Origin of the sequence: Streptomyces sp. BI87 (assembly GCF_025957665.1) — a bacterium.
Classification (GTDB): Bacteria; Actinomycetota; Actinomycetes; order Streptomycetales; family Streptomycetaceae; genus Streptomyces; species Streptomyces albidoflavus.
In genome coordinates this window covers 5,509,990-5,527,550 of record NZ_CP110079.1, presented here as the reverse complement: position 1 = coordinate 5,527,550, position 17,561 = coordinate 5,509,990, and the positions used below count along the sequence as shown (strand labels likewise).

At 74.3% G+C, this 17,561-nt stretch carries 17 protein-coding genes; 11 read left to right on the top strand and 6 right to left on the bottom strand.

What is annotated here, in order from left to right; all coding sequences use genetic code 11:
* Window positions 1-57 precede the first annotated feature (57 nt).
* Genes OIM89_RS24620 through cobC form a run of 5 tightly spaced genes read left to right on the top strand, consistent with a single transcriptional unit; the run spans window position 58 to window position 5,660 of the window.
* Window positions 58-2,190, top strand: a complete 2,133-nt coding sequence (locus tag OIM89_RS24620; RefSeq protein ID WP_264491623.1) for a putative cobaltochelatase — start codon at window positions 58-60, stop codon at window positions 2,188-2,190.
* Window positions 2,190-2,789 (top strand): cob(I)yrinic acid a,c-diamide adenosyltransferase, encoded by a 600-nt coding sequence (cobO, locus tag OIM89_RS24615; protein WP_003947412.1) that lies wholly within the window; start codon window positions 2,190-2,192, stop codon window positions 2,787-2,789. Before OIM89_RS24620 ends, cobO begins: the two co-directional genes overlap by 1 nt.
* On the top strand, window positions 2,783-4,180 hold the full coding sequence (locus tag OIM89_RS24610) for a cobyrinate a,c-diamide synthase (protein WP_175510462.1): 1,398 nt from the start codon (window positions 2,783-2,785) through the stop codon (window positions 4,178-4,180). The genes cobO and OIM89_RS24610 overlap by 7 nt, the downstream gene beginning before the upstream one ends.
* On the top strand, window positions 4,177-4,611 hold the full coding sequence (locus tag OIM89_RS24605; RefSeq protein WP_264491622.1) for a cobalamin biosynthesis protein: 435 nt from the start codon (window positions 4,177-4,179) through the stop codon (window positions 4,609-4,611). Before OIM89_RS24610 ends, OIM89_RS24605 begins: the two co-directional genes overlap by 4 nt.
* Window positions 4,612-4,613: 2 nt before the next feature.
* On the top strand, window positions 4,614-5,660 hold the full coding sequence (gene cobC, locus OIM89_RS24600) for an Rv2231c family pyridoxal phosphate-dependent protein CobC (RefSeq protein ID WP_047468996.1): 1,047 nt from the start codon (window positions 4,614-4,616) through the stop codon (window positions 5,658-5,660).
* A 7-nt stretch (window positions 5,661-5,667) separates the two neighbouring features.
* Here the strand turns inward: cobC and OIM89_RS24595 are convergent, their stop codons facing one another.
* The 3 genes from OIM89_RS24595 to OIM89_RS24585 all read right to left on the bottom strand — a co-directional run bounded on the left by OIM89_RS24595 (window position 5,668) and on the right by OIM89_RS24585 (window position 8,784).
* Window positions 5,668-6,207 (bottom strand): GNAT family N-acetyltransferase, encoded by a 540-nt coding sequence (locus tag OIM89_RS24595; RefSeq protein ID WP_047468999.1) that lies wholly within the window; start codon window positions 6,205-6,207, stop codon window positions 5,668-5,670.
* A 189-nt stretch (window positions 6,208-6,396) separates the two neighbouring features.
* Window positions 6,397-7,371, bottom strand: a complete 975-nt coding sequence (locus OIM89_RS24590; RefSeq protein WP_030695048.1) for an SCO1860 family LAETG-anchored protein — start codon at window positions 7,369-7,371, stop codon at window positions 6,397-6,399.
* Window positions 7,372-7,692: 321 nt separating this feature from the next.
* Window positions 7,693-8,784 (bottom strand): amidohydrolase family protein, encoded by a 1,092-nt coding sequence (locus tag OIM89_RS24585; protein WP_047469002.1) that lies wholly within the window; start codon window positions 8,782-8,784, stop codon window positions 7,693-7,695.
* A 74-nt stretch (window positions 8,785-8,858) separates the two neighbouring features.
* On the opposite strand from OIM89_RS24585, the gene OIM89_RS24580 reads away from it, so the two are divergent.
* The 5 genes from OIM89_RS24580 to thpD all read left to right on the top strand — a co-directional run bounded on the left by OIM89_RS24580 (window position 8,859) and on the right by thpD (window position 13,701).
* Window positions 8,859-9,974: a pyridoxal-phosphate-dependent aminotransferase family protein gene (locus OIM89_RS24580; protein WP_030695050.1), complete on the top strand. Its 1,116-nt coding sequence runs from the start codon at window positions 8,859-8,861 to the stop codon at window positions 9,972-9,974.
* 495 nt (window positions 9,975-10,469) lie between these two features.
* Window positions 10,470-10,976 carry a diaminobutyrate acetyltransferase gene (gene ectA / locus OIM89_RS24575; RefSeq protein ID WP_037664945.1) on the top strand — a complete coding sequence of 169 codons (507 nt, stop codon included), beginning with the start codon at window positions 10,470-10,472 and terminating at the stop codon, window positions 10,974-10,976.
* A gap of 120 nt (window positions 10,977-11,096) precedes the next feature.
* Complete coding sequence (gene ectB / locus OIM89_RS24570; RefSeq protein WP_030695052.1) at window positions 11,097-12,368, top strand: diaminobutyrate--2-oxoglutarate transaminase; 1,272 nt, start codon at window positions 11,097-11,099, stop codon at window positions 12,366-12,368.
* A gap of 34 nt (window positions 12,369-12,402) precedes the next feature.
* A complete protein-coding gene (locus OIM89_RS24565) occupies window positions 12,403-12,801 on the top strand; it encodes an ectoine synthase (protein ID WP_003947422.1) in 399 nt (132 codons plus the stop codon).
* Between the two features lie 3 nt (window positions 12,802-12,804).
* A complete protein-coding gene (gene thpD / locus OIM89_RS24560; protein ID WP_023420017.1) occupies window positions 12,805-13,701 on the top strand; it encodes an ectoine hydroxylase in 897 nt (298 codons plus the stop codon).
* Window positions 13,702-13,873: 172 nt separating this feature from the next.
* Here the strand turns inward: thpD and OIM89_RS24555 are convergent, their stop codons facing one another.
* Window positions 13,874-14,935 carry an alkene reductase gene (locus OIM89_RS24555; RefSeq protein WP_030695053.1) on the bottom strand — a complete coding sequence of 354 codons (1,062 nt, stop codon included), beginning with the start codon at window positions 14,933-14,935 and terminating at the stop codon, window positions 13,874-13,876.
* 171 nt (window positions 14,936-15,106) lie between these two features.
* On the opposite strand from OIM89_RS24555, the gene OIM89_RS24550 reads away from it, so the two are divergent.
* The gene (locus tag OIM89_RS24550) at window positions 15,107-15,619 is read left to right on the top strand and encodes a MarR family winged helix-turn-helix transcriptional regulator (RefSeq protein WP_030695054.1); all 513 of its coding nucleotides are present in this window, start codon (window positions 15,107-15,109) and stop codon (window positions 15,617-15,619) included.
* An 8-nt stretch (window positions 15,620-15,627) separates the two neighbouring features.
* Here the strand turns inward: OIM89_RS24550 and OIM89_RS24545 are convergent, their stop codons facing one another.
* Together OIM89_RS24545 and OIM89_RS24540 are read right to left on the bottom strand one after the other, a co-directional pair.
* Complete coding sequence (locus OIM89_RS24545; RefSeq protein ID WP_151169845.1) at window positions 15,628-16,677, bottom strand: aminotransferase class V-fold PLP-dependent enzyme; 1,050 nt, start codon at window positions 16,675-16,677, stop codon at window positions 15,628-15,630.
* 129 nt (window positions 16,678-16,806) lie between these two features.
* A complete protein-coding gene (locus tag OIM89_RS24540; protein ID WP_047469009.1) occupies window positions 16,807-17,532 on the bottom strand; it encodes a DsbA family oxidoreductase in 726 nt (241 codons plus the stop codon).
* Window positions 17,533-17,561: the final 29 nt, after the last annotated feature.

The window sequence follows — 17,561 nt, the reverse complement described above, 5'->3', positions numbered from 1 at the left end:
TACCCGTGCCGCCGCCGCGCGGTGCGGAGTCCCGGTGAGTGAAGGAGTGAAGTCCCGATGAGTACCAGTTCCCGTTATCCGTTCACCGCGATCGTCGGTCAGGACGACCTGCGGCTGGCGCTGCTGCTGAACGCGGTCTCCCCGGCGGTCGGCGGTGTCCTCGTCCGGGGGGAGAAGGGCACCGCCAAGTCGACGGCCGTCCGCGCGCTGGCCGCGCTGCTGCCGGCGGTGCGGACCGTGGAGGGGTGCCGGTTCTCCTGCGACCCGGCCGCGCCCGACCCGGGCTGCCCGGACGGGCCGCACCCGGCGGACGGGCCCGGCGGCGAGCGGGCGGCCCGGATGGTGGAGCTGCCGGTCGGCGCCTCCGAGGACCGGCTGGTCGGCGCCCTCGACATCGAACGGGCCCTGGCCGAGGGCGTGAAGGCGTTCGAGCCGGGCCTGCTGGCCGACGCGCACCGGGGCATCCTCTACGTCGACGAGGTCAACCTCCTCCACGACCACCTGATCGACCTGCTGCTCGACGCGGCGGCGATGGGCGCCTCGTACGTGGAGCGCGAGGGCGTCTCGGTACGGCACGCGGCCCGTTTCCTGCTGGTCGGCACGATGAACCCGGAGGAGGGCGAGCTGCGCCCGCAGCTCCTGGACCGGTTCGGGCTGACCGTCGAGGTGGCCGCCTCCCGGGAGCCCGGCCAGCGCGTCGAGGTGGTGCGCCGCCGGCTCGCCTTCGAGGACGACCCGGCCGCCTTCGCGGGCCGCTGGGCCGGCGAGGAGGCCGGGCTGCGCGAGCGGGTGGCCGCCGCCCGGGCGCTGCTCCCCCAGGTCCGCCTGGGCGACGGCGCGCTGCGCCGCGTCGCGGCGGTCTGCGCGGCCTTCGAGGTGGACGGGATGCGCGGCGACCTGGTGATGGCCCGCACCGCGACCGCCCTGGCGGCCTGGGCGGGCCGGACCGAGGTCGCGGTGGAGGACGTACGCCAGGCCGCGTTGCTGGCGCTGCCGCACCGGCGCCGCCGCAACCCCTTCGACGCGCCGGGCCTGGACGAGGAGAAGCTGGACGAGGTGCTGCGGGACGCCGCCGCCGACGACCCCGAGGACGAGCCGCCGACGCCGCCCGAGGGGCAGGCGCCCCAGGACCCGGACGGTGATGACGACGGGCGCGGCCCGGACGGCGGCGGGGGCGGAGGCGGACAGCCCGACCCCGGCGACGGTGCCGGTGACGGCTCGGGCGGCCTCCCTCCGCAGCGGACCGAGGACTCCGGTGCCCCCGCACCCGAGGGCGCCCCCGAGGCGCTGACCGGCGCGGAGCCCGGCGACTCCGGCGGCGGTACGCCCCGTCCCGCCTCGGCCGAGCAGCGGGCGGTGGCGGCGGGCGAGCCGTTCCGCACCAAGGTGCTGAGCGTGCCGGGGCTCGGCGCGGGCGCGGCGGGGCGCAGGTCCCGGGCGCGTACCGAGCACGGCAGGACCACCGGGGCCACCCGTCCCGAGGGGGCGCTGACCAAGCTGCACCTGACGGCGACGGTCCGGGCGGCCGCCCCGCACCAGCGGGCGCGCGGCCGGTCGGGCCGGGGCCTGGTGGTGCGCCGCGACGACCTGCGGCAGGCGACCCGGGAGGGCCGCGAGGGCAACCTCGTCCTCTTCGTGGTGGACGCCTCCGGGTCGATGGCGGCGCGCAAGCGGATGGGCGCGGTCAAGGGGGCGGTGCTGTCGCTGCTCCTCGACGCCTACCAGCGGCGCGACAAGGTCGGGCTGGTGACCTTCCGGGGCCGTGAGGCGGAGGTGGCGCTGCCGCCGACCTCCTCGGTGGACGCGGCCGCCGCCCGGCTCCAGGCGCTGCCGACCGGCGGGCGGACCCCGCTGGCGGCCGGGCTGCTGAAGGCCCACGACGTGCTCCGGGTGGAGCGGCTGCGGGACGCCACGCGCCGCCCGCTGCTGGTCGTGGTCACCGACGGCCGGGCCACCGGCGGTCCCGAGCCGGTGGCGCTCACGGCCAGGGCGGCCCGGCTGCACGCCGCCGAGGCGACGGCGAGCGTGGTCGTCGACTGCGAGACGGGCCCGGTCCGCCTCGGGCTCGCCGGGGAACTCGCCCGCGAACTGCGGGGCACCGCCGTCACCTTGGACGAGCTGAGGGCCGAGGCGCTCACCGGCCTGGTCAAGGACGTCACCGATCACCCGAGGGCCAGGAGGGCCGCGTAATGCCGCAGGGACAGCCGTCCGTCGTCCCCGAGGACGGACTCACCACACGTCAGCGCCGCAACCGCCCGCTGGTCGCGGTCCACACGGGACCGGGCAAGGGCAAGTCGACGGCGGCCTTCGGGCTGGCGCTGCGCGCCTGGAACCAGGGGTGGCCGATCGGGGTGTTCCAGTTCGTCAAGTCGGCGAAGTGGAAGGTCGGCGAGGAGAACGCGTTGAAGACGCTGGGCGCCAGCGGTGAGGGCGGCCGCGTCGACTGGCACAAGATGGGCGAGGGCTGGTCCTGGGTCCAGCGCGACGACCAGCAGGACAACGAGGCCAAGGCCCGCGAGGGCTGGGAGCAGGTCAAGCGCGACCTGGCCGCCGAGACGTACCGGCTGTACGTGCTGGACGAGTTCGCCTATCCGCTGCACTGGGGGTGGATCGACACCGCCGAGGTGATCGAGGTGCTGCGGAACCGGCCCGGCAACCAGCACGTGGTGATCACCGGCCGCAACGCCCCCGCCGAACTGGTCGACTTCGCCGACCTGGTCACCGAGATGACCAAGGTGAAGCACCCGATGGACGCGGGCCAGAAGGGCCAGCGGGGCATCGAGTGGTGAGGACGCTGCGCATCCCCCGCCTGGTGGTGGCGGCCCCGTCGTCGGGCTCCGGCAAGACGACGGTGGCGACCGGCCTGATGGCCGCCTTCACCGCGCGGGGCCTCACCGTCTCGCCGCACAAGGGGGGCCCCGACTACATCGACCCGGGCTACCACGCGCTGGCCACCGGCCGCCCGGGCCGCAACCTCGACGCCTACCTCTGCGGCACCGAACTGCTCGGCCCGCTCTTCGCGCACGGCGCGGCCGGGGCCGACCTGGCCGTGGTGGAGGGCGTGATGGGGCTGTACGACGGTGCGGCGGGCCAGGGCGAACTGGCCTCCACGGCGCAGCTGGCGAAGGCGCTGCGGGCGCCGGTGGTGCTGGTGGTCGACGGCTCCTCGCAGTCCCGGTCGGTGGCGGCGCTGGTGCACGGCTTCGCCTCCTGGGACCCCGAGGTGCGGATCGGCGGGGTCATCCTCAACAAGGTCGGCTCCGACCGGCACGAGGAGCTGCTGCGGGAGGCCTTGGACGAGGCGGGCGTCGACGTGCTCGGCGTGCTGCGCCGCACCCCGCAGGCGGCGACGCCCTCCCGCCACCTGGGCCTGGTCCCGGTGGCGGAACGGGAGCCGGACGCGGTGGCGGCGGTGGCGGCCATGGCCGAGCAGGTCCGCGCGGGGTGCGACCTGGACGCGCTGTGGGCGCTGGCCCGTTCGGCGCCACCGCTGACCGGCGCGCCCTGGGACCCGGCCGGGGCACTGGCCGCCGGTGCGGGGACTCCCCCGCCGGCCGGGCCGCGCCCCGTGGTGGCGGTGGCGGGCGGCGCCGCCTTCACTTTCTCCTACGCCGAGCACGCCGAACTGCTGACGGCGGCCGGCGCCGATGTGGTCCCCTTCGACCCGCTCCGCGACGAACGACTCCCCGAGTCCACCGGCGCGCTGGTGATCGGCGGCGGCTTCCCCGAGGTCTACGCCCCGGAGCTGTCGGCCAACGCCGCGCTCCGCGCCGAGGTGGCCGCGCTGGCCGCCGCCGGGGCACCGGTCGCCGCCGAGTGCGCGGGCCTGCTCTACCTGGCGCGCGAGCTGGACGGGGCCCCGATGTGCGGCGTGCTGGACGCCTCCGCGCGGATGACGGAGCGGCTGACGCTGGGCTACCGGGACGCGGTGGCGGTCGCCGACAGCGTGCTGGCCCCGGCCGGAACCCGGGTCTCCGGCCACGAGTTCCACCGCACCCGCCTGGAGCCCGGCGCGGGCACCGACCCGGCGTGGGGCGTGGTGCGGCCGGGCCCGCCCCGCACCGAGGGCTTCGCCCAGGGCGGCGTGCACGCCTCCTACCTGCACGTCCACTGGGCCGCCCTGCCGACGGCGGCGGCCCGCCTGGTGGCCCGCGCGGTGCGGCCGGGCGCGGCCGTATGACCGCCTCCCGCACCGGGGCCGGGCTGGTGGTGGGCGTCGGCGCCTGCCGCGACGCTCCGGCCGAGGCGGTGTACGGGCTGGTGCGCGAGGTGCTGGCGGAGCTGGGCCCGGACGCCGGGCCCCTGCTGGAGCTGGCCACCGTCGAGGCGAAGGCCACCGAGCCGGGCATCGTCGAGGCGGCCCGGCTGCTGGGGGTGGAGCTGCGCTCCTGGGCGCCCGGGGTGCTGGCCTCGGTGGGGACCCCGCACTCCTCGCCGACCGCGCTGGCGGCGCTCGGGGTGGCCTCGGTGGCGGAGGCGGCGGCGCTGGCGGGCGGCGGCGAACTGCTCGTACCGAAGAGTAAGTCGGGCGGCCCCGGCCCGGCGGTGGCGACCTGCGCGGTGGCCCGGCGCGGCCCGGCGGGCGCCCGGGACGGATGGACGACGGAGTGACGATGGACGAGCCCGACCTGCGCCACCACGGCGACGCCGAGGTGCGCGGCGCCGGCCTGACCGACCTGGCGGTGAACGTACGCACCGGTACGCCCCCGCCCTGGCTGCGGCAACGCATCGCCGCCTCGCTGGAGGGACTGGCCGCCTACCCGGACGGGCGCTCGGCCCGGGCGGCGGTCGCGGCCCGGCACGGGACGGCACCGGAGCGGGTGCTGCTGACCTCCGGCGCGGCCGAGGCGTTCGTCCTGCTGGCGCGGGCGTTGCCGGTACGCCGTCCGGTGGTGGTGCACCCACAGTTCACCGAGCCGGAGGCGGCGCTGCGGGACGCCGGGCACCGGGTGGAGCGGGTGCTGCTGCGCGAGGCCGACGGCTTCCGCCTCGACGCGGACGCCGTTCCCGACGACGCCGACCTGGTGGTCGTCGGCAACCCCACCAACCCGACCTCGGTGCTGCACCCGGCGCGTGAACTGGCCCGGCTCGCAAGGCCCGGACGGGTCCTCGTCGTGGACGAGGCGTTCATGGACGCGGTCCCCGGCGAGCGGGAGGCCCTCGCCGGCCGCACCGACCTCCCCGGCCTGGTCGTCCTGCGCAGCCTCACCAAGACCTGGGGCCTGGCGGGCCTGCGCATCGGCTACGTCCTCGCCGAGCCGGACCTGATCACCCGCCTCACCTCCGCCCAGCCCCTGTGGCCCGTCTCCACCCCGGCCCTGACCGCCGCCGAGGCGTGCGTCTCCCCGCCGGCGCTGGCCGAGGCCGAGGAGGCCGCCGTACGCATCGCGGTGGACCGGGAGGTGCTGGTGGCGGGCCTGGAGAAGCGCGCGGAGGTGGGGGTACGCGTGGCGGGCCCGGCCGAGGCCCCCTTCGTGCTGATGGCGGTCGAGGGCGCGGCGGCCGTCCGCGAGGAGCTGCGCACCCTCGGCTTCGCGGTCCGCCGGGGCGACACCTTCCCGGGGCTGGGGCCTCCGTGGCTGCGGCTGGCGGTGAGGGACGCGGCGACGACGGAGGCGTTCCTGCGGGCGCTGGACGTGGCGCTGGCGCGGCGGCGCTGAGGCGGGCTCAGGGGGACGGCGTGACAGGGGGCCGCAGGCCGAGCCACTGCTCGGCGCCCCACTCCTGGTACCGCTCCACCTCGGTGAACCCCAGCTTCGCCGCGAGGCGCAGCGAGGCGGTGTTGGCGCTCTGGGTGGTGAGCGCCAACGGCTCGCCGGGGAGCACCCCGTCGCACCAGGCGAGTACGGCCGCGCAGGCTTCGGTGGCGTACCCGTGGCCCCAGGCGTGCGGCAGGAAGAGGTAGCCGAGGTCGGCCAGGCCCTCGGCGGCCGGGCGGGGGCTCCCCGGTGCCCGGCGGAGCAGGATCTGCCCGGCCATCGTCCCGTCGAGTTCGACGACGAAGCTGCCGGGCCACCGCGCGGGAACGGCGGGCACCGCACGTTCGATCTCGTCACGCGGCCGGGCGCCGCCGAGGTAGGTGTGCACCTCGGGCGAGGCGTACAGCTCGACGAAGGCCGGCCGGTCACAGGCCTCGGACGCGCGGAGCACGAGCCGTTCGGTCCTGATCGGCGTGGGCGGCCAGGCGACGGTCCCCAGATCTTCCATTCGGGAAGGGTAACGGCCTTGCCCGCGTGGGCGATCGGGCCTGCCGGAAGCCCTCGCACCGGGGAGAAAGGGGGCGGCCGCCCCACGCGGCCGCCCCCTCCGGTGCGGGAGCGGGGCGCCCCACGCGCCCCGCTCCCGCCCGGTCCGGCCCGCCGCACGGCTCACCCCTGGTGCCGTGCGGCGGGTGGATCAGGCGCGCTTGCGGCGGGTCAGGGCGAGGGCGCCGCCGCCCGCGGCGAGCAGGAGGACGGCGCCGCCCGCGAGGTAGGGCGTCATGGAGCTGCCGCCGGTCTCGGCGAGGTTCTCGGTGGCGGGGGCCTTGCCGGTCTGGGTGGTGACCCCGTCGTCCCCGGTCTTCACCTGCTCGGTGCCGGAACCCTCGGCGGGCTTCTCGGCCTCCTCCTCGGCGGCGGGCTTCTCCTCCTCGGGCGCGGGGGCCGGGGCGGCGGGGCGCTCGCAGGTGGCTCCGGCGAGGGTGACGGTGCCGTCGATCTCGGCGACGCCGAGCTTGAGCGGGTTGACGGCGACCTTCAGCTCCAGGGCGGTGGCCGCGGCGGTCGAGGTGGTGGTGTGGCGCTTGGAGAGGTCGAGGGTGACCTCGCCGACGCCGTCCACCGTGACCTGGGTGGTGCCGCCCGCCGTGAGGGTGACGCGCTTGCCGAGGACGGTGACCTGGCCGAGCACGTTGGCTTCGGCGACCGGCTTCTTCCCGGCCTCGCAGAGCGCGGTGGAGGTGACCTTCTCGACCTCCAGCAGCGGCAGCAGGGGCAGGCCCGGCAGGTGGACCTCGGCGTGGGCCAGCGTGGTGTGGCCCTCGGCCTTGTGGGCGTCGGCGGTCGCCTTCGCCTCGGCGACCTGGGCGGTCAGCACGCTGAACGGCTTGCCGTGGTTGACGCCGGAGAGTTCGGCGGTCAGCGCCGTCTTCTCGGCGCTCTGCGGCGCGTGGACCTCGTTGAGCGCGACCTTCAGCGGGACGTTGACGGTCTTGCCGAGCAGCGAGACGTCGAGGCCGGTGCGCAGGACGACCGCGTCCGCCCGCCCGTGGTCGCCGGTGGCGTGGGCCGTGGTGGCCGTGGCGAGGGCGAGCGGTGCCGCGACGAGCAGCCCGGCCGCCGAGGTGGCCACCAGACGGCGTGCGGGCATGCGGAAGTTGGTGCTGTTCAAGATGGTGAAACCCCCACAGAGACATGGAGCCGCCGGGGCCGCGCCTGGGGACAGGCGGCCGCCGACGACGTCGTTGCCGGAATCTTTACGCACTCCGGGTGAAGGGGCGACAACCTGGGGCGACTTCACTCCAAAGGGTGGTTTTGGTGCAGACGTTCGACCCGATCGGCACGGCCGTTCCCCCACGTCACCCCTGACCGCCGTTTCCGGCCCCCCGAGGGGCGTACGGACGGCGTACGCGGGTGCGAGGACGCGGCGGGGGCCGGAGCACAACGACGCTGCTCCGGCCCCCGTAACGGCCCGTCAACACCCTTCTCGCGGTCAGGCGACGACCTTGCCGCCGACCACCACCCGGCGGGGCGCCGCCAGCACCCGGACGTCGGCGCGCGGGTCGCTCGCGTAGACCACCAGGTCGCCCGGGGCCCCCTCGGTCAGTCCCGGGCGGCCGAGCCAGTCGCGGGCGCCCCACGCCGTGGCGGAGAGGGCGTCGAGCGGCGGGATGCCGGCGGTGACCAGTTCGGTGACCTCGGCGGCGACCAGGCCGTGCGGGAGGCTGCCGCCCGCGTCGGTGCCGACGAAGACCGGGATGCCCGCGTCCCAGGCGGAGCGGACCGTGTCGTACCGGCGCTCGTACAACCGCCGCATGTGGGCCGACCAGTCGGGGAACTTCGCCTCGCCGCCCGCCGCGAGGTCGGGGAAGGTGGCGATGTTGACCAGGGTGGGGACGATGGCGACGCCGCGTTCGGCGAAGAGCGGGATGGTGTCCTCGGTGAGCCCGGTGGCGTGCTCGACGCAGTCGATGCCCGCCTCGACCAGGTCGCGCAGCGAGTCCTCGGCGAAGCAGTGGGCGGTGACGCGGGCGCCGAGCCGGTGCGCCTCGGCGATGGCGGCCTCGACCGCCTCGCGGGGCCAGCACGGCGTCAGGTCGCCCGCGCCCCGGTCGATCCAGTCGCCGACCAGCTTGACCCAGCCGTCGCCGCGCCGCGCCTCCTGACCGACGTAGGCGACGAGCTGGTCCGGCTCGATCTCGTGGGCGTAGTTGCGGATGTAGCGGCGGGTGCGCGCGATGTGGCGGCCGGCCCGGATGACGCGGGGCAGGTCGTCGCGGTCGTCCATCCAGCGGGTGTCGCTGGGCGAACCGGCGTCGCGCAGCAGCAGCGCCCCGGCGTCGCGGTCGGTGAGCGCCTGCTTCTCGGCGACCTCGGCGGCGACCGGGCCGTGCCGGTCCAGGCCGACGTGGCAGTGGGCGTCGACCAGGCCCGGCAGCGCCCACCCCTCGACGGTCCGCACCTCGCGGGCGCCCGGCGGCCGGGTGAAGGTGATCCGCCCGCCCACCACCCAGAGTTCGTCCCTGGCCTCCTCGGGACCGACCAGTATCCGGCCCTTCACGTGCAGCACCATGTCTTCGCTCATGCACGGCAGCGTAGGACCCGGTGGGTACGCTCGGACCGGCAGCCCGACGATCGACCGGCGAAGAGAGCACCCCCGTGACCCACCCCCTCCTGGACCTGACCCCGCTGACCGCCGCGCATTTCGCGAACATCGAGCGCCGCGTCGCGGCACTGCTCTCCACCGCGCAGGACGTCGTCATCACCCAGGGTGAGGCGCTGCTGCCGCTGGAGGGCTGCATCCGCGGCGTGGCGGGCCCGGACACCACCGCCCTCAACGTGATCACCGGCCCGTACGGGCAGACCTTCGGCGACTGGCTGCGCGACTGCGGGGCGCGCGTGGTCGACCTGGCGGTGCCCTACGACTCCGCGGTGAGCGCCGCCCAGGTCGCCGAGGCGCTGGCGGAGCACCCGGAGACCAGCTTCGTCTCGCTGGTCCACGCCGAGGCCGCGACCGGCAACACCAACCCGGTGGCCGAGATCGGCCGGGTGGTGCGCGAGCACGGCGCCCTCTTCATGGTGGACGCGGTGGCCTCGGTCGGCGCCGAGCCGCTGCTCCCGGACGCCTGGGGCGTGGACCTCTGCGTGATCGGCGCCCAGAAGGCGATGGGCGGACCGGCCGGGGTCTCGGCCGTCTCGGTGAGCGAGCGGGCCTGGCAGCGGATGGCGGCCAATCCGCGGGCACCGCGCCGCTCGTACCTCTCGCTGCTGGACTGGAAGGAGCGGTGGATCGACGCGGGCCGCACCGCCCTGCTGCACGCCCCCGCCCAGCTGGAGATGGTGGCGCTCCAGGCGTGCGTGGAGCGGATCGAGGACGAGGGCCTGGAGACGGTGATCGGCCGGCACACCCGGGCGGCGGCGGCCACCCGGGCCGGCGTGAAGGCGCTCGGCGGCGGTTTCGCGCCGTACGTCCGCGAGGCGCGCCACGCGGCGCCGGTGGCGACCACGCTGCGGGCGCCGGAGGGCGTGGACGCCTCGGAGCTGGTGGCGCGGGCGCTGGCGGCGGACCCGGTGCTGCCGCTGGTGGCGGGCGGCGGGGCGCTGGCCAAGGAGATGATCCGGGTCAACCACTACGGCACGGCCGCGGCCGGCTCCACGGTCCACTCCTGCCTCTCCGCGCTGGGGGCGGCGCTGACCGACCTCACGGGCCGGTCGGTCGACCCGGACGCGGCGCGGCGCGCGGCGACCGCGGCGTGGGAGCGCCCCGCGGGCTGATCCCCGTCCCCACCGGCCCCGGCGGGCCGTCCGGTGCGCGGCTCACGCCGTGCGCGGGGCGGCCCGTCGCGCTTTTCCGTCCCCGGGCACACCGAAGTCCGCACCGACTTCGGCGCGGACAGCGAACCATATTCTTATCGGTAGACCTATTACAGGGAATTCCGAATTCTTTCGCTCTCACCTTCCCCTATTCGTCTGCCCGCTCTCCCCGAAGCTAAACGCATCGATTTTCCGGACACCGAAACCGCGTAATTCGGACGCGTCACGCGTGCGTTACGCACTTGTGACTGACTCCACACGGTGCCCGTTTCGCACCTTATATGCAGGACAAATCACCATCTTCGGACGGTCGTTCGCGCAGGCGCACCCCCGCGCCTGATAACACAGAAAGCGCTGTCATGTAACCCCGACCCGCGATGCATTTTTCAGAGTCGATCGGTAAATTCAATTTGCATGACCGCCGCACAAGCCGACCTTGAACGTGGCCGATCCACCATGAAGGAAATGCCAGAGGATTTGCGCCTGGACCACCCGGGCGTCGAGGACGGGGCAGCCATCTGGCGCATCGCCCGCGACTCGCGCACCCTCGACCTCAACTCCTCCTACAGCTACCTCCTGTGGTGTCGCGACTTCGCCGGCACCTCCGTGGTGGCACGCGACGCCGGCGGCGAGCCGGTCGGGTTCGTGACCGGGTACTTCCGGCCCGAGCGCCCGCACACCCTCGTCGTCTGGCAGGTCGCCGTGGACGCCTCGCAGCGCGGACGCGGCCTCGCCGCCGCCCTGCTGGACGGGCTCACCGACCGGCTCCGCGAGAAGGGGCGGCTGGACGGAATCGAGACCACCATCACCCCGGGCAACACGCCCTCCGAGCGCCTCTTCACCTCCTACGCCAAGCGCCACGGCGCCGAGCTGGAGCGCGAGGTCCTCTTCGGTGCCGGACTCTTCCCCGACGGGGGGCACGACCCCGAGGTGCTGTACCGCATCGGACCGTTCACCGACTGACCAGCGCGAACGCCCGCACAGCAACTCCAGGTCCGGCCGGAAGGTAAGCCCCCGGCCGCCCTTCCGCACGTATCCCTGACTTCCGCCCCGCTTCACCCCCCATCTCCCAGGAGAGCAGTCGTGACCATCACCCCGCCCGCCCTGAGCGTCTTCGAGACCCTTGAGTCGGAGGTACGGAGCTACTGCCGCAGCTGGCCCGCCGTCTTCGACCGGGCCCAGGGCAGCTACCTGTACGACGAGGACGGCCACACCTACCTCGACTTCTTCGCCGGCGCCGGCGCCCTCAACTACGGCCACAACAACCCGGTGCTGAAACGCGCGCTGATCGACTACATCGAGCGCGACGGCATCACCCACGGCCTGGACATGGGCACCACCGCCAAGCGCGCGTTCCTGGAGACCTTCCAGAACGTGCTGCTGCGCCCGCGTGACCTGCCGTACAAGGTCATGTTCCCCGGCCCGACGGGCACCAACGCCGTCGAGTCGGCGCTGAAGCTGGCCCGCAAGGTCAAGGGCCGCGAGTCCATCGTCTCCTTCACCAACGCCTTCCACGGCATGTCGCTGGGCTCGCTCGCCGTGACCGGCAATGCCTTCAAGCGGGCCGGGGCCGGCATCCCGCTGGTGCACGGCACGCCGATGCCGTTCGACAACTACTTCGACGGCACCGTCCAGGACTTCCTCTGGTTCGAGCGGCTGCTGGAGGACCAGGGCTCGGGCCTCAACACCCCGGCCGCGGTCATCGTCGAGACCATCCAGGGCGAGGGCGGCATCAACGTGGCCCGGCCCGAGTGGCTGCGCGCCCTCGCCGACCTGTGCAAGCGCCGCGACATGCTGCTGATCGTCGACGACATCCAGATGGGCTGCGGCCGCACCGGCCCGTTCTTCTCCTTCGAGGAGGCGGGCATCACCCCGGACATCGTCACCCTGTCGAAGTCCATCGGCGGCTACGGCATGCCCATGTCGCTCTGCCTGTTCAAGCCGGAGCTGGACATCTGGGAGCCGGGCGAGCACAACGGCACCTTCCGGGGCAACAACCCCGCCTTCGTCACCGCCGCCGCCGCCCTGGACGCGTACTGGAGCGACGGCCAGATGGAGAAGCAGACCCTCGCCCGGGGTGAGCAGGTCGAGCAGGCGCTCACCGCCATCCTCGACGAGCACGGCGGCGAGTCCATCGTCTCCATCCGCGGCCGGGGTCTGGTCTGGGGCATGGAGTTCGCCGACAAGTCCCGCGCGGGCGCCGTCTCCAAGCGCGCCTTCGAGCTGGGCCTGCTGGTCGAGACTTCCGGGCCGGAGAGCGAGGTGGTCAAGCTGCTGCCGCCGCTCACCGTGAGCCCGGACGAGCTGGACGAGGGTCTGCGCATCCTCGCCCGCGCCGTCCGAGAGACGGCCTGACACACAACGACGGAAGAAAGGGCACGACCACACTGTGATCGTCCGATCGTTCAAGGACATCGAGAACACCGACCGGCACGTCAAGTCGGCGTCCGGCACCTGGGAGAGCAAGCGCATCGTGCTCGCCAAGGAGAAGGTCGGCTTCTCGCTGCACGAGACCATCCTCTACGCGGGCACCGAGACCGACATGTGGTACGCCAACCACATCGAGGCCGTGCTCTGCGTCGAGGGTGAGGCCGAGCTGACCAACCGCGAGACGGGCGAGACCCACTGGATCGAGCCCGGCACGATGTACTTGCTGAACGGCCACGAAAAGCACACCCTGAGGCCGAAGACAGATTTTCGCTGTGTCTGCGTCTTCAACCCTCCCGTGACCGGACGGGAGGACCACGACGAGAACGGCGTCTACCCGCTGCTGACCGAGGAGGACTGAGTCATGACTGTCGCGTCGGAACGCACCGATCTCTACCCGAGCCGGACTGCAACCGAGGTGACGATCCCGCGCAAGGACCCCGTGGTGTGGTCCCCGCAGGACGCCCCTGGACCCATTACGCGGTCCGACCTGCAGTCGTACGACGAGAACGGCTTCCTCGCCGTCGAGGAGCTGATCACCCCCGAGGAGGTCGGCGTCTACCGGGCCGAACTGGACCGGCTGGTCGCCGACCCGCTCATCCGGGCCGACGAGCGGGCCATCGTGGAGCCCAAGTCGGAGAAGGTCCGCTCGGTCTTCGAGATCCACAAGATCAGCGAGGTCTTCGCCGGCCTGGTCCGTGACGAGCGGCTGCTGGGCCGCGCCCGGCAGATCCTCGGCTCGGACGTCTACGTCCACCAGTCCCGGATCAACGTGAAGCCCGGCTTCGGCGCCTCCGGCTTCTACTGGCACTCGGACTTCGAGACCTGGCACGCCGAGGACGGGCTGCCGAGGATGCGCGCGGTGTCCGTCTCGATCGCGCTGACCGAGAACTACGACACCAACGGCGGCCTCATGATCATGCCGGGCTCGCACCGCACGTACGTGGGGTGCAACGGCGTGACGCCGAAGGACAACTACAAGCGGTCCCTCCAGATGCAGGACGCGGGCATCCCCTCCGACGAGGTGCTGACCGAGTTCGCCGACCGGCACGGCATCAAGCTCTTCACGGGCAAGGCCGGGTCGGCCACCTGGTTCGACTGCAACGCCATGCACGGCTCCGGGGACAACATCACCCCGTACCCGCGCAGCAACGTGTTCATCGTCTTCAACAGCGTCGAGAACGCTGCTGAGGAGCCCTTCGCGGCGCCGGTGCGGCGTCCGGAGTTCATCGGGGCGCGTGACTTCACTCCGGTGAAGTGAGCCGGTGACGTCCCGCTTCACCCAGGTGGAGCAGGCACACCGGTCGAGCCGCTGACAGCGGACTCATCACGCACCGGCGCACACGGCGCCCGGGCCACGGGACCGGGGGCGGCCACAGGCGGGCCGCTCCCGGTCCGGTTGCGTTTACGGGCCTTTCCGCCCCGCGCGGGGGTCAGAGCGCCGGGTAGTCGGTGTACCCCTCGGCCCCGCCGCCGTACATCGTGGCGCGCCGGGCCTCGTTGAAGGGCCCCCCGGCGCGCAGCCGCGCGGGCAGGTCCGGGTTGGCCAGGAAGAGCTGGCCGTAGCTGACCAGGTCGGCGGTGCCCTCCTCGACCAGGGCCAGCGCCTCGGGGCCGGTCGGACTGTCGGCCGGGTTCAGCATCAGCGGGCCGCCGAACAGCTCCCGCAGGCGCAGGGTGAGCGCCCGGCGGGCCGGGCCGTCCTCGGCGAGGTGCAGGTAGGCGAGGCCGAGCGGGGCGATCCGGGCGGCCAGCGCGGTGTACTCCGGCTCCGGCTCGGGCTCCTCGATGCTGTTGAAGGCGTTGCCGGGCGACAGGCGCAGGGCGGTCCTGGCGGCGCCGATCTCGGCGGCGACCGCCTCGGTGACCTCGGCCGCGAACCGGATGCGGGCCTCGACCGAGCCGCCCCAGCCGTCGGTGCGGCGGTTGGAGCCGGGGGCGAGGAACTGGTGAATCAAGTACCCGTTGGCGCCGTGCAGCTCGACCCCGTCGAAACCGGCGTCGACCGCGTTGCGGGCGGCCGTGACGTAGTCGGCGAGGGTGGCGCGGACCTCGTCGTCGGTCAGCTCACGCGGCGTGACGAAGTCCTTGGGGCCCTCGGCGGTGTAGACCTGGCCGGTCGCGGCGACCGCGGACGGGGCGACGTTGACCTCGCCCTCCGGCAGCAGCGAGGGGTGGCCGATCCGACCGGCGTGCATGAGCTGGGCGAAGATCCGGCCGCCGGCGGCGTGCACCGCGGAGGTGACCGCGCGCCACCCCGTCACCTGTTCGGCCGAATGGAGGCCAGGGGTGTCCGGGTACCCCTGGCCGACGGCGGAGGGCTGAATGCCCTCGGTGACGATCAGGGCGGCCGAGGCGCGCTGCGCGTAGTACTCGGCCATCAGCGCCGTCGGCACGCCCGCCGCACCGGAGCGGCTGCGGGTCATGGGGGCCATGGCGATGCGGTGCGGGAGCTTGGTGCCGGACAGGTCGAGGGGCTCGAAGGCAGTGCTCACGGGCGGTCTCCAGTGGGGGAACGAGTGGTTCCGGGCAGAGCGGGGCCCCGGCCGACACATTGCATGGTCGGCCAATCAATTGGGCCGGGAGTCACTGTAACCCATTGCTTGGCCGACCAAAGGTATAGTCGGGCGGAGACCGGGACGAGGACGACCCAGCAGGAGACGTGGATGAACGAGGCGACCGGCCCCGAGCAGGCCCCCTGTACCTGGCCCGCCGAGCGGGGCGCGGCCCTGCCCGGCGGGCCCGTCGGCCATCTCGTCACCCGGGTGGCGCGGCTGCACCGGACCGCCGCCGGCCGGGCGCTGCGCGAGTCGGGTCTCTACCCGGGCCAGGAGATCGTCCTCGGCCATCTCTGGGAGGCCGGCGGCCCGGTCCGTCAGTCCGACCTGATCAAGGCGGTCGAACTCGACCCCTCCACCGTGACGAAGACCCTCCAGCGGCTGGAGCAGTCCGGGCACGTCACCCGCGCCCCCGACCCCGCCGACCGGCGGGCCGTCCTCGTCGAGGCGACCGAGCTCAGCTGCGCCCTGAGCCGTCAGGTCGAGTCCGCCTGGGCCGGCCTCGAGGAGCATGCCCTGGCCGGCCTCACCCCCGCCGACCGCGCCGAACTGGCGCGCCTGCTGGCGGCGGTGGAGGCCAACCTCTGCGACCGGGCGGGCGACTGCCCCGAGGCCGGATAACGCACGGCTCAGCCGCCGAGCGCCGCCACCAGCCGGTCGACATCACTCTCGGTGTTGTACAGGTGGAAGGCGGCCCGGAGCATCCCGGCCCGGTCCGAGACGGTGATCCCCTGCTCCGCGAGGGCCGCCGCCCGCTCCCCCAGCCCCGGCACGGAAACGATGGCCGAGCCGGGTGCCGGCACGGGGGCGTGTCCGGCGCGGGTCAGCCGCTCCCGGAAGCGCTCGGCGAGCGCCACGTCGTGGGCGCCGACCGCCTCGGTCCCTATCCGCTCCAGCAGGGCGAGGGCGTGCTGCGCGCCGGTCCAGACGAGTGGGGCGGGACTCTCGTCGTAGCGGCGCGCGTCGGGGGCCAGGTCGGTGACGGGTCCGTAGCAGCTGTCGAACGGGGAGTCGCCCGCGACCCAGCCCGCGAGCAGCGGGGACAGGGCGCCGGGCTCCTCCGGGACGGTGAGAAAGGCGGTGCCCTTCGGGGCGAGCAGCCACTTGAAGCCGACGGCGACCGTGTAGTCGTACGCGCCGGCCTCGAAGGTGTCCCACCCGGCGGCCTGGGAGGCGTCGACCAGGGTGCGCGCGCCGTGGGCGCGGGCCGCCTCGCGGACGGCGGCGAGGTCGGCGCGGCGGCCGTCGGCGGACTGCACGGCGCTGACCGCGACCAGGGCGGTCGCCTCGGTGACGTGCTCGGCGATCCGCTCCAGCGGCACGGTGCGCACGGTCAGTCCCGGCCGCACGTGGAAGGGGTTGACCAGCGAGCTGAAGTCGCCGTCGGCGGTGAGCACTTCGGCGCCGTCGGGCAGCGCGGCGGCGACCAGTCCGGTGAAGGTCGCCACCGACGATCCGGTGGCGACGCGGGTGGCGGGGACGCCCACCAGCCGGGCGAAGGAGGCCCGGGCGGCGTCCCGGGCGCCGAACATGTCGGGCGGGGTGCCGGCCGCGGCGGCGTCGACCGCCTCGTGCACGGCCCGGGCCGCGCTCAGCGGCAGGAGGCCGGTGCTGGCGGTCGCCAGGTGCGTCAGGGAGGGCTTGAACTCGTCTTCGGCCAGGCTGCGGGCGAGATCCATGCGGCCACTGTGCACCCTCGCGCGGCAGCCGTCCATGGTGCGGCGACCGCCGAACCGTCCCTGGTGGTACGGGTCCCGCCCGCCGCCCCGCCGGAGCGGGTGGCGGGCCGGGCCGGTGCCGGCGCGCGGTCAGCCCTTCGGGACCTCGCAGCCGTCGGGGCCGCAGACCTCGCCGCCCTCGGCGCCGGCCGGGGTGGCCAGCCCGGAGGCGGGCACGTGGCTCTCCCACGCCTGGGTGAGCGCCTGCGTGAAGACGTCGGCGGGCTGGGCGCCGGAGACGCCGTACCGCCGGTCGAGGACGAAGAACGGGACGCCGTTGGCACCGAGTTCGGTGGCGGCGCGCTCGTCGGCGCGGACCTCGGCGGCGTACCGCTGCTCGTCGGCGAGGACCTCGCGGGCCTCGGCCTCCTCCAGCCCGGCCTCGACGGCGAGGGCGACGAGCCGCTCGTCGTCACCGAAGACGGTCCCGGTCTCGGCGAAGTTGGCGCGGTACAGCACGGCGAGCAGTTCGTCCTGGCGGCCGCGCGCCTTGGCGAGGTGGAGCAGCCGGTGCATGTCGAAGGTGCTGCCGTGGTCGCGGCCCTCGGTGAGGTAGGGCAGGCCCTCGGCGGCGGCGTTCTGGCCGAGGTTCCGCTCGGCCTCGGCGGCCTGCGCCTCGCTCATGCCGTACTTCTTGGCGAGCATCGGCAGGACCAGCTCGGGGTCGCCCTTGGGGCGGGCCGGGTCCAGCTCGAAGGAGCGGTGCACGACCTCGATCCGGTCGCGGTGCGGGAAGGCGGCGAGCGCCTTGTCGAACCGCGCCTTTCCTACATAGCACCAGGGACAGGCGATGTCGGACCAGATCTCGACGCGCATGGCTGCGGTTCAACTCCTCGGCCCGGGGA

Excerpts from the sequence above, each read along its gene's own strand:
- cobC (WP_047468996.1), top strand. The coding sequence starts at position 4,614 with ATGGACGAGCCCGACCTGCGCCACCACGGCGACGCCGAGGTGCGCGGC.
- cobO (WP_003947412.1), top strand. The coding sequence starts at position 2,190 with ATGCCGCAGGGACAGCCGTCCGTCGTCCCCGAGGACGGACTCACCACA.
- OIM89_RS24605 (WP_264491622.1), top strand. The coding sequence starts at position 4,177 with ATGACCGCCTCCCGCACCGGGGCCGGGCTGGTGGTGGGCGTCGGCGCC.
- thpD (WP_023420017.1), top strand. The coding sequence starts at position 12,805 with ATGACTGTCGCGTCGGAACGCACCGATCTCTACCCGAGCCGGACTGCA.
- OIM89_RS24540 (WP_047469009.1), bottom strand. The coding sequence starts at position 17,532 with ATGCGCGTCGAGATCTGGTCCGACATCGCCTGTCCCTGGTGCTATGTA.
- OIM89_RS24550 (WP_030695054.1), top strand. The coding sequence starts at position 15,107 with ATGAACGAGGCGACCGGCCCCGAGCAGGCCCCCTGTACCTGGCCCGCC.
- OIM89_RS24595 (WP_047468999.1), bottom strand. The coding sequence starts at position 6,207 with ATGGAAGATCTGGGGACCGTCGCCTGGCCGCCCACGCCGATCAGGACC.
- OIM89_RS24620 (WP_264491623.1), top strand. The coding sequence starts at position 58 with ATGAGTACCAGTTCCCGTTATCCGTTCACCGCGATCGTCGGTCAGGAC.
- OIM89_RS24585 (WP_047469002.1), bottom strand. The coding sequence starts at position 8,784 with ATGAGCGAAGACATGGTGCTGCACGTGAAGGGCCGGATACTGGTCGGT.
- OIM89_RS24545 (WP_151169845.1), bottom strand. The coding sequence starts at position 16,677 with ATGGATCTCGCCCGCAGCCTGGCCGAAGACGAGTTCAAGCCCTCCCTG.
- ectA (WP_037664945.1), top strand. The coding sequence starts at position 10,470 with ATGAAGGAAATGCCAGAGGATTTGCGCCTGGACCACCCGGGCGTCGAG.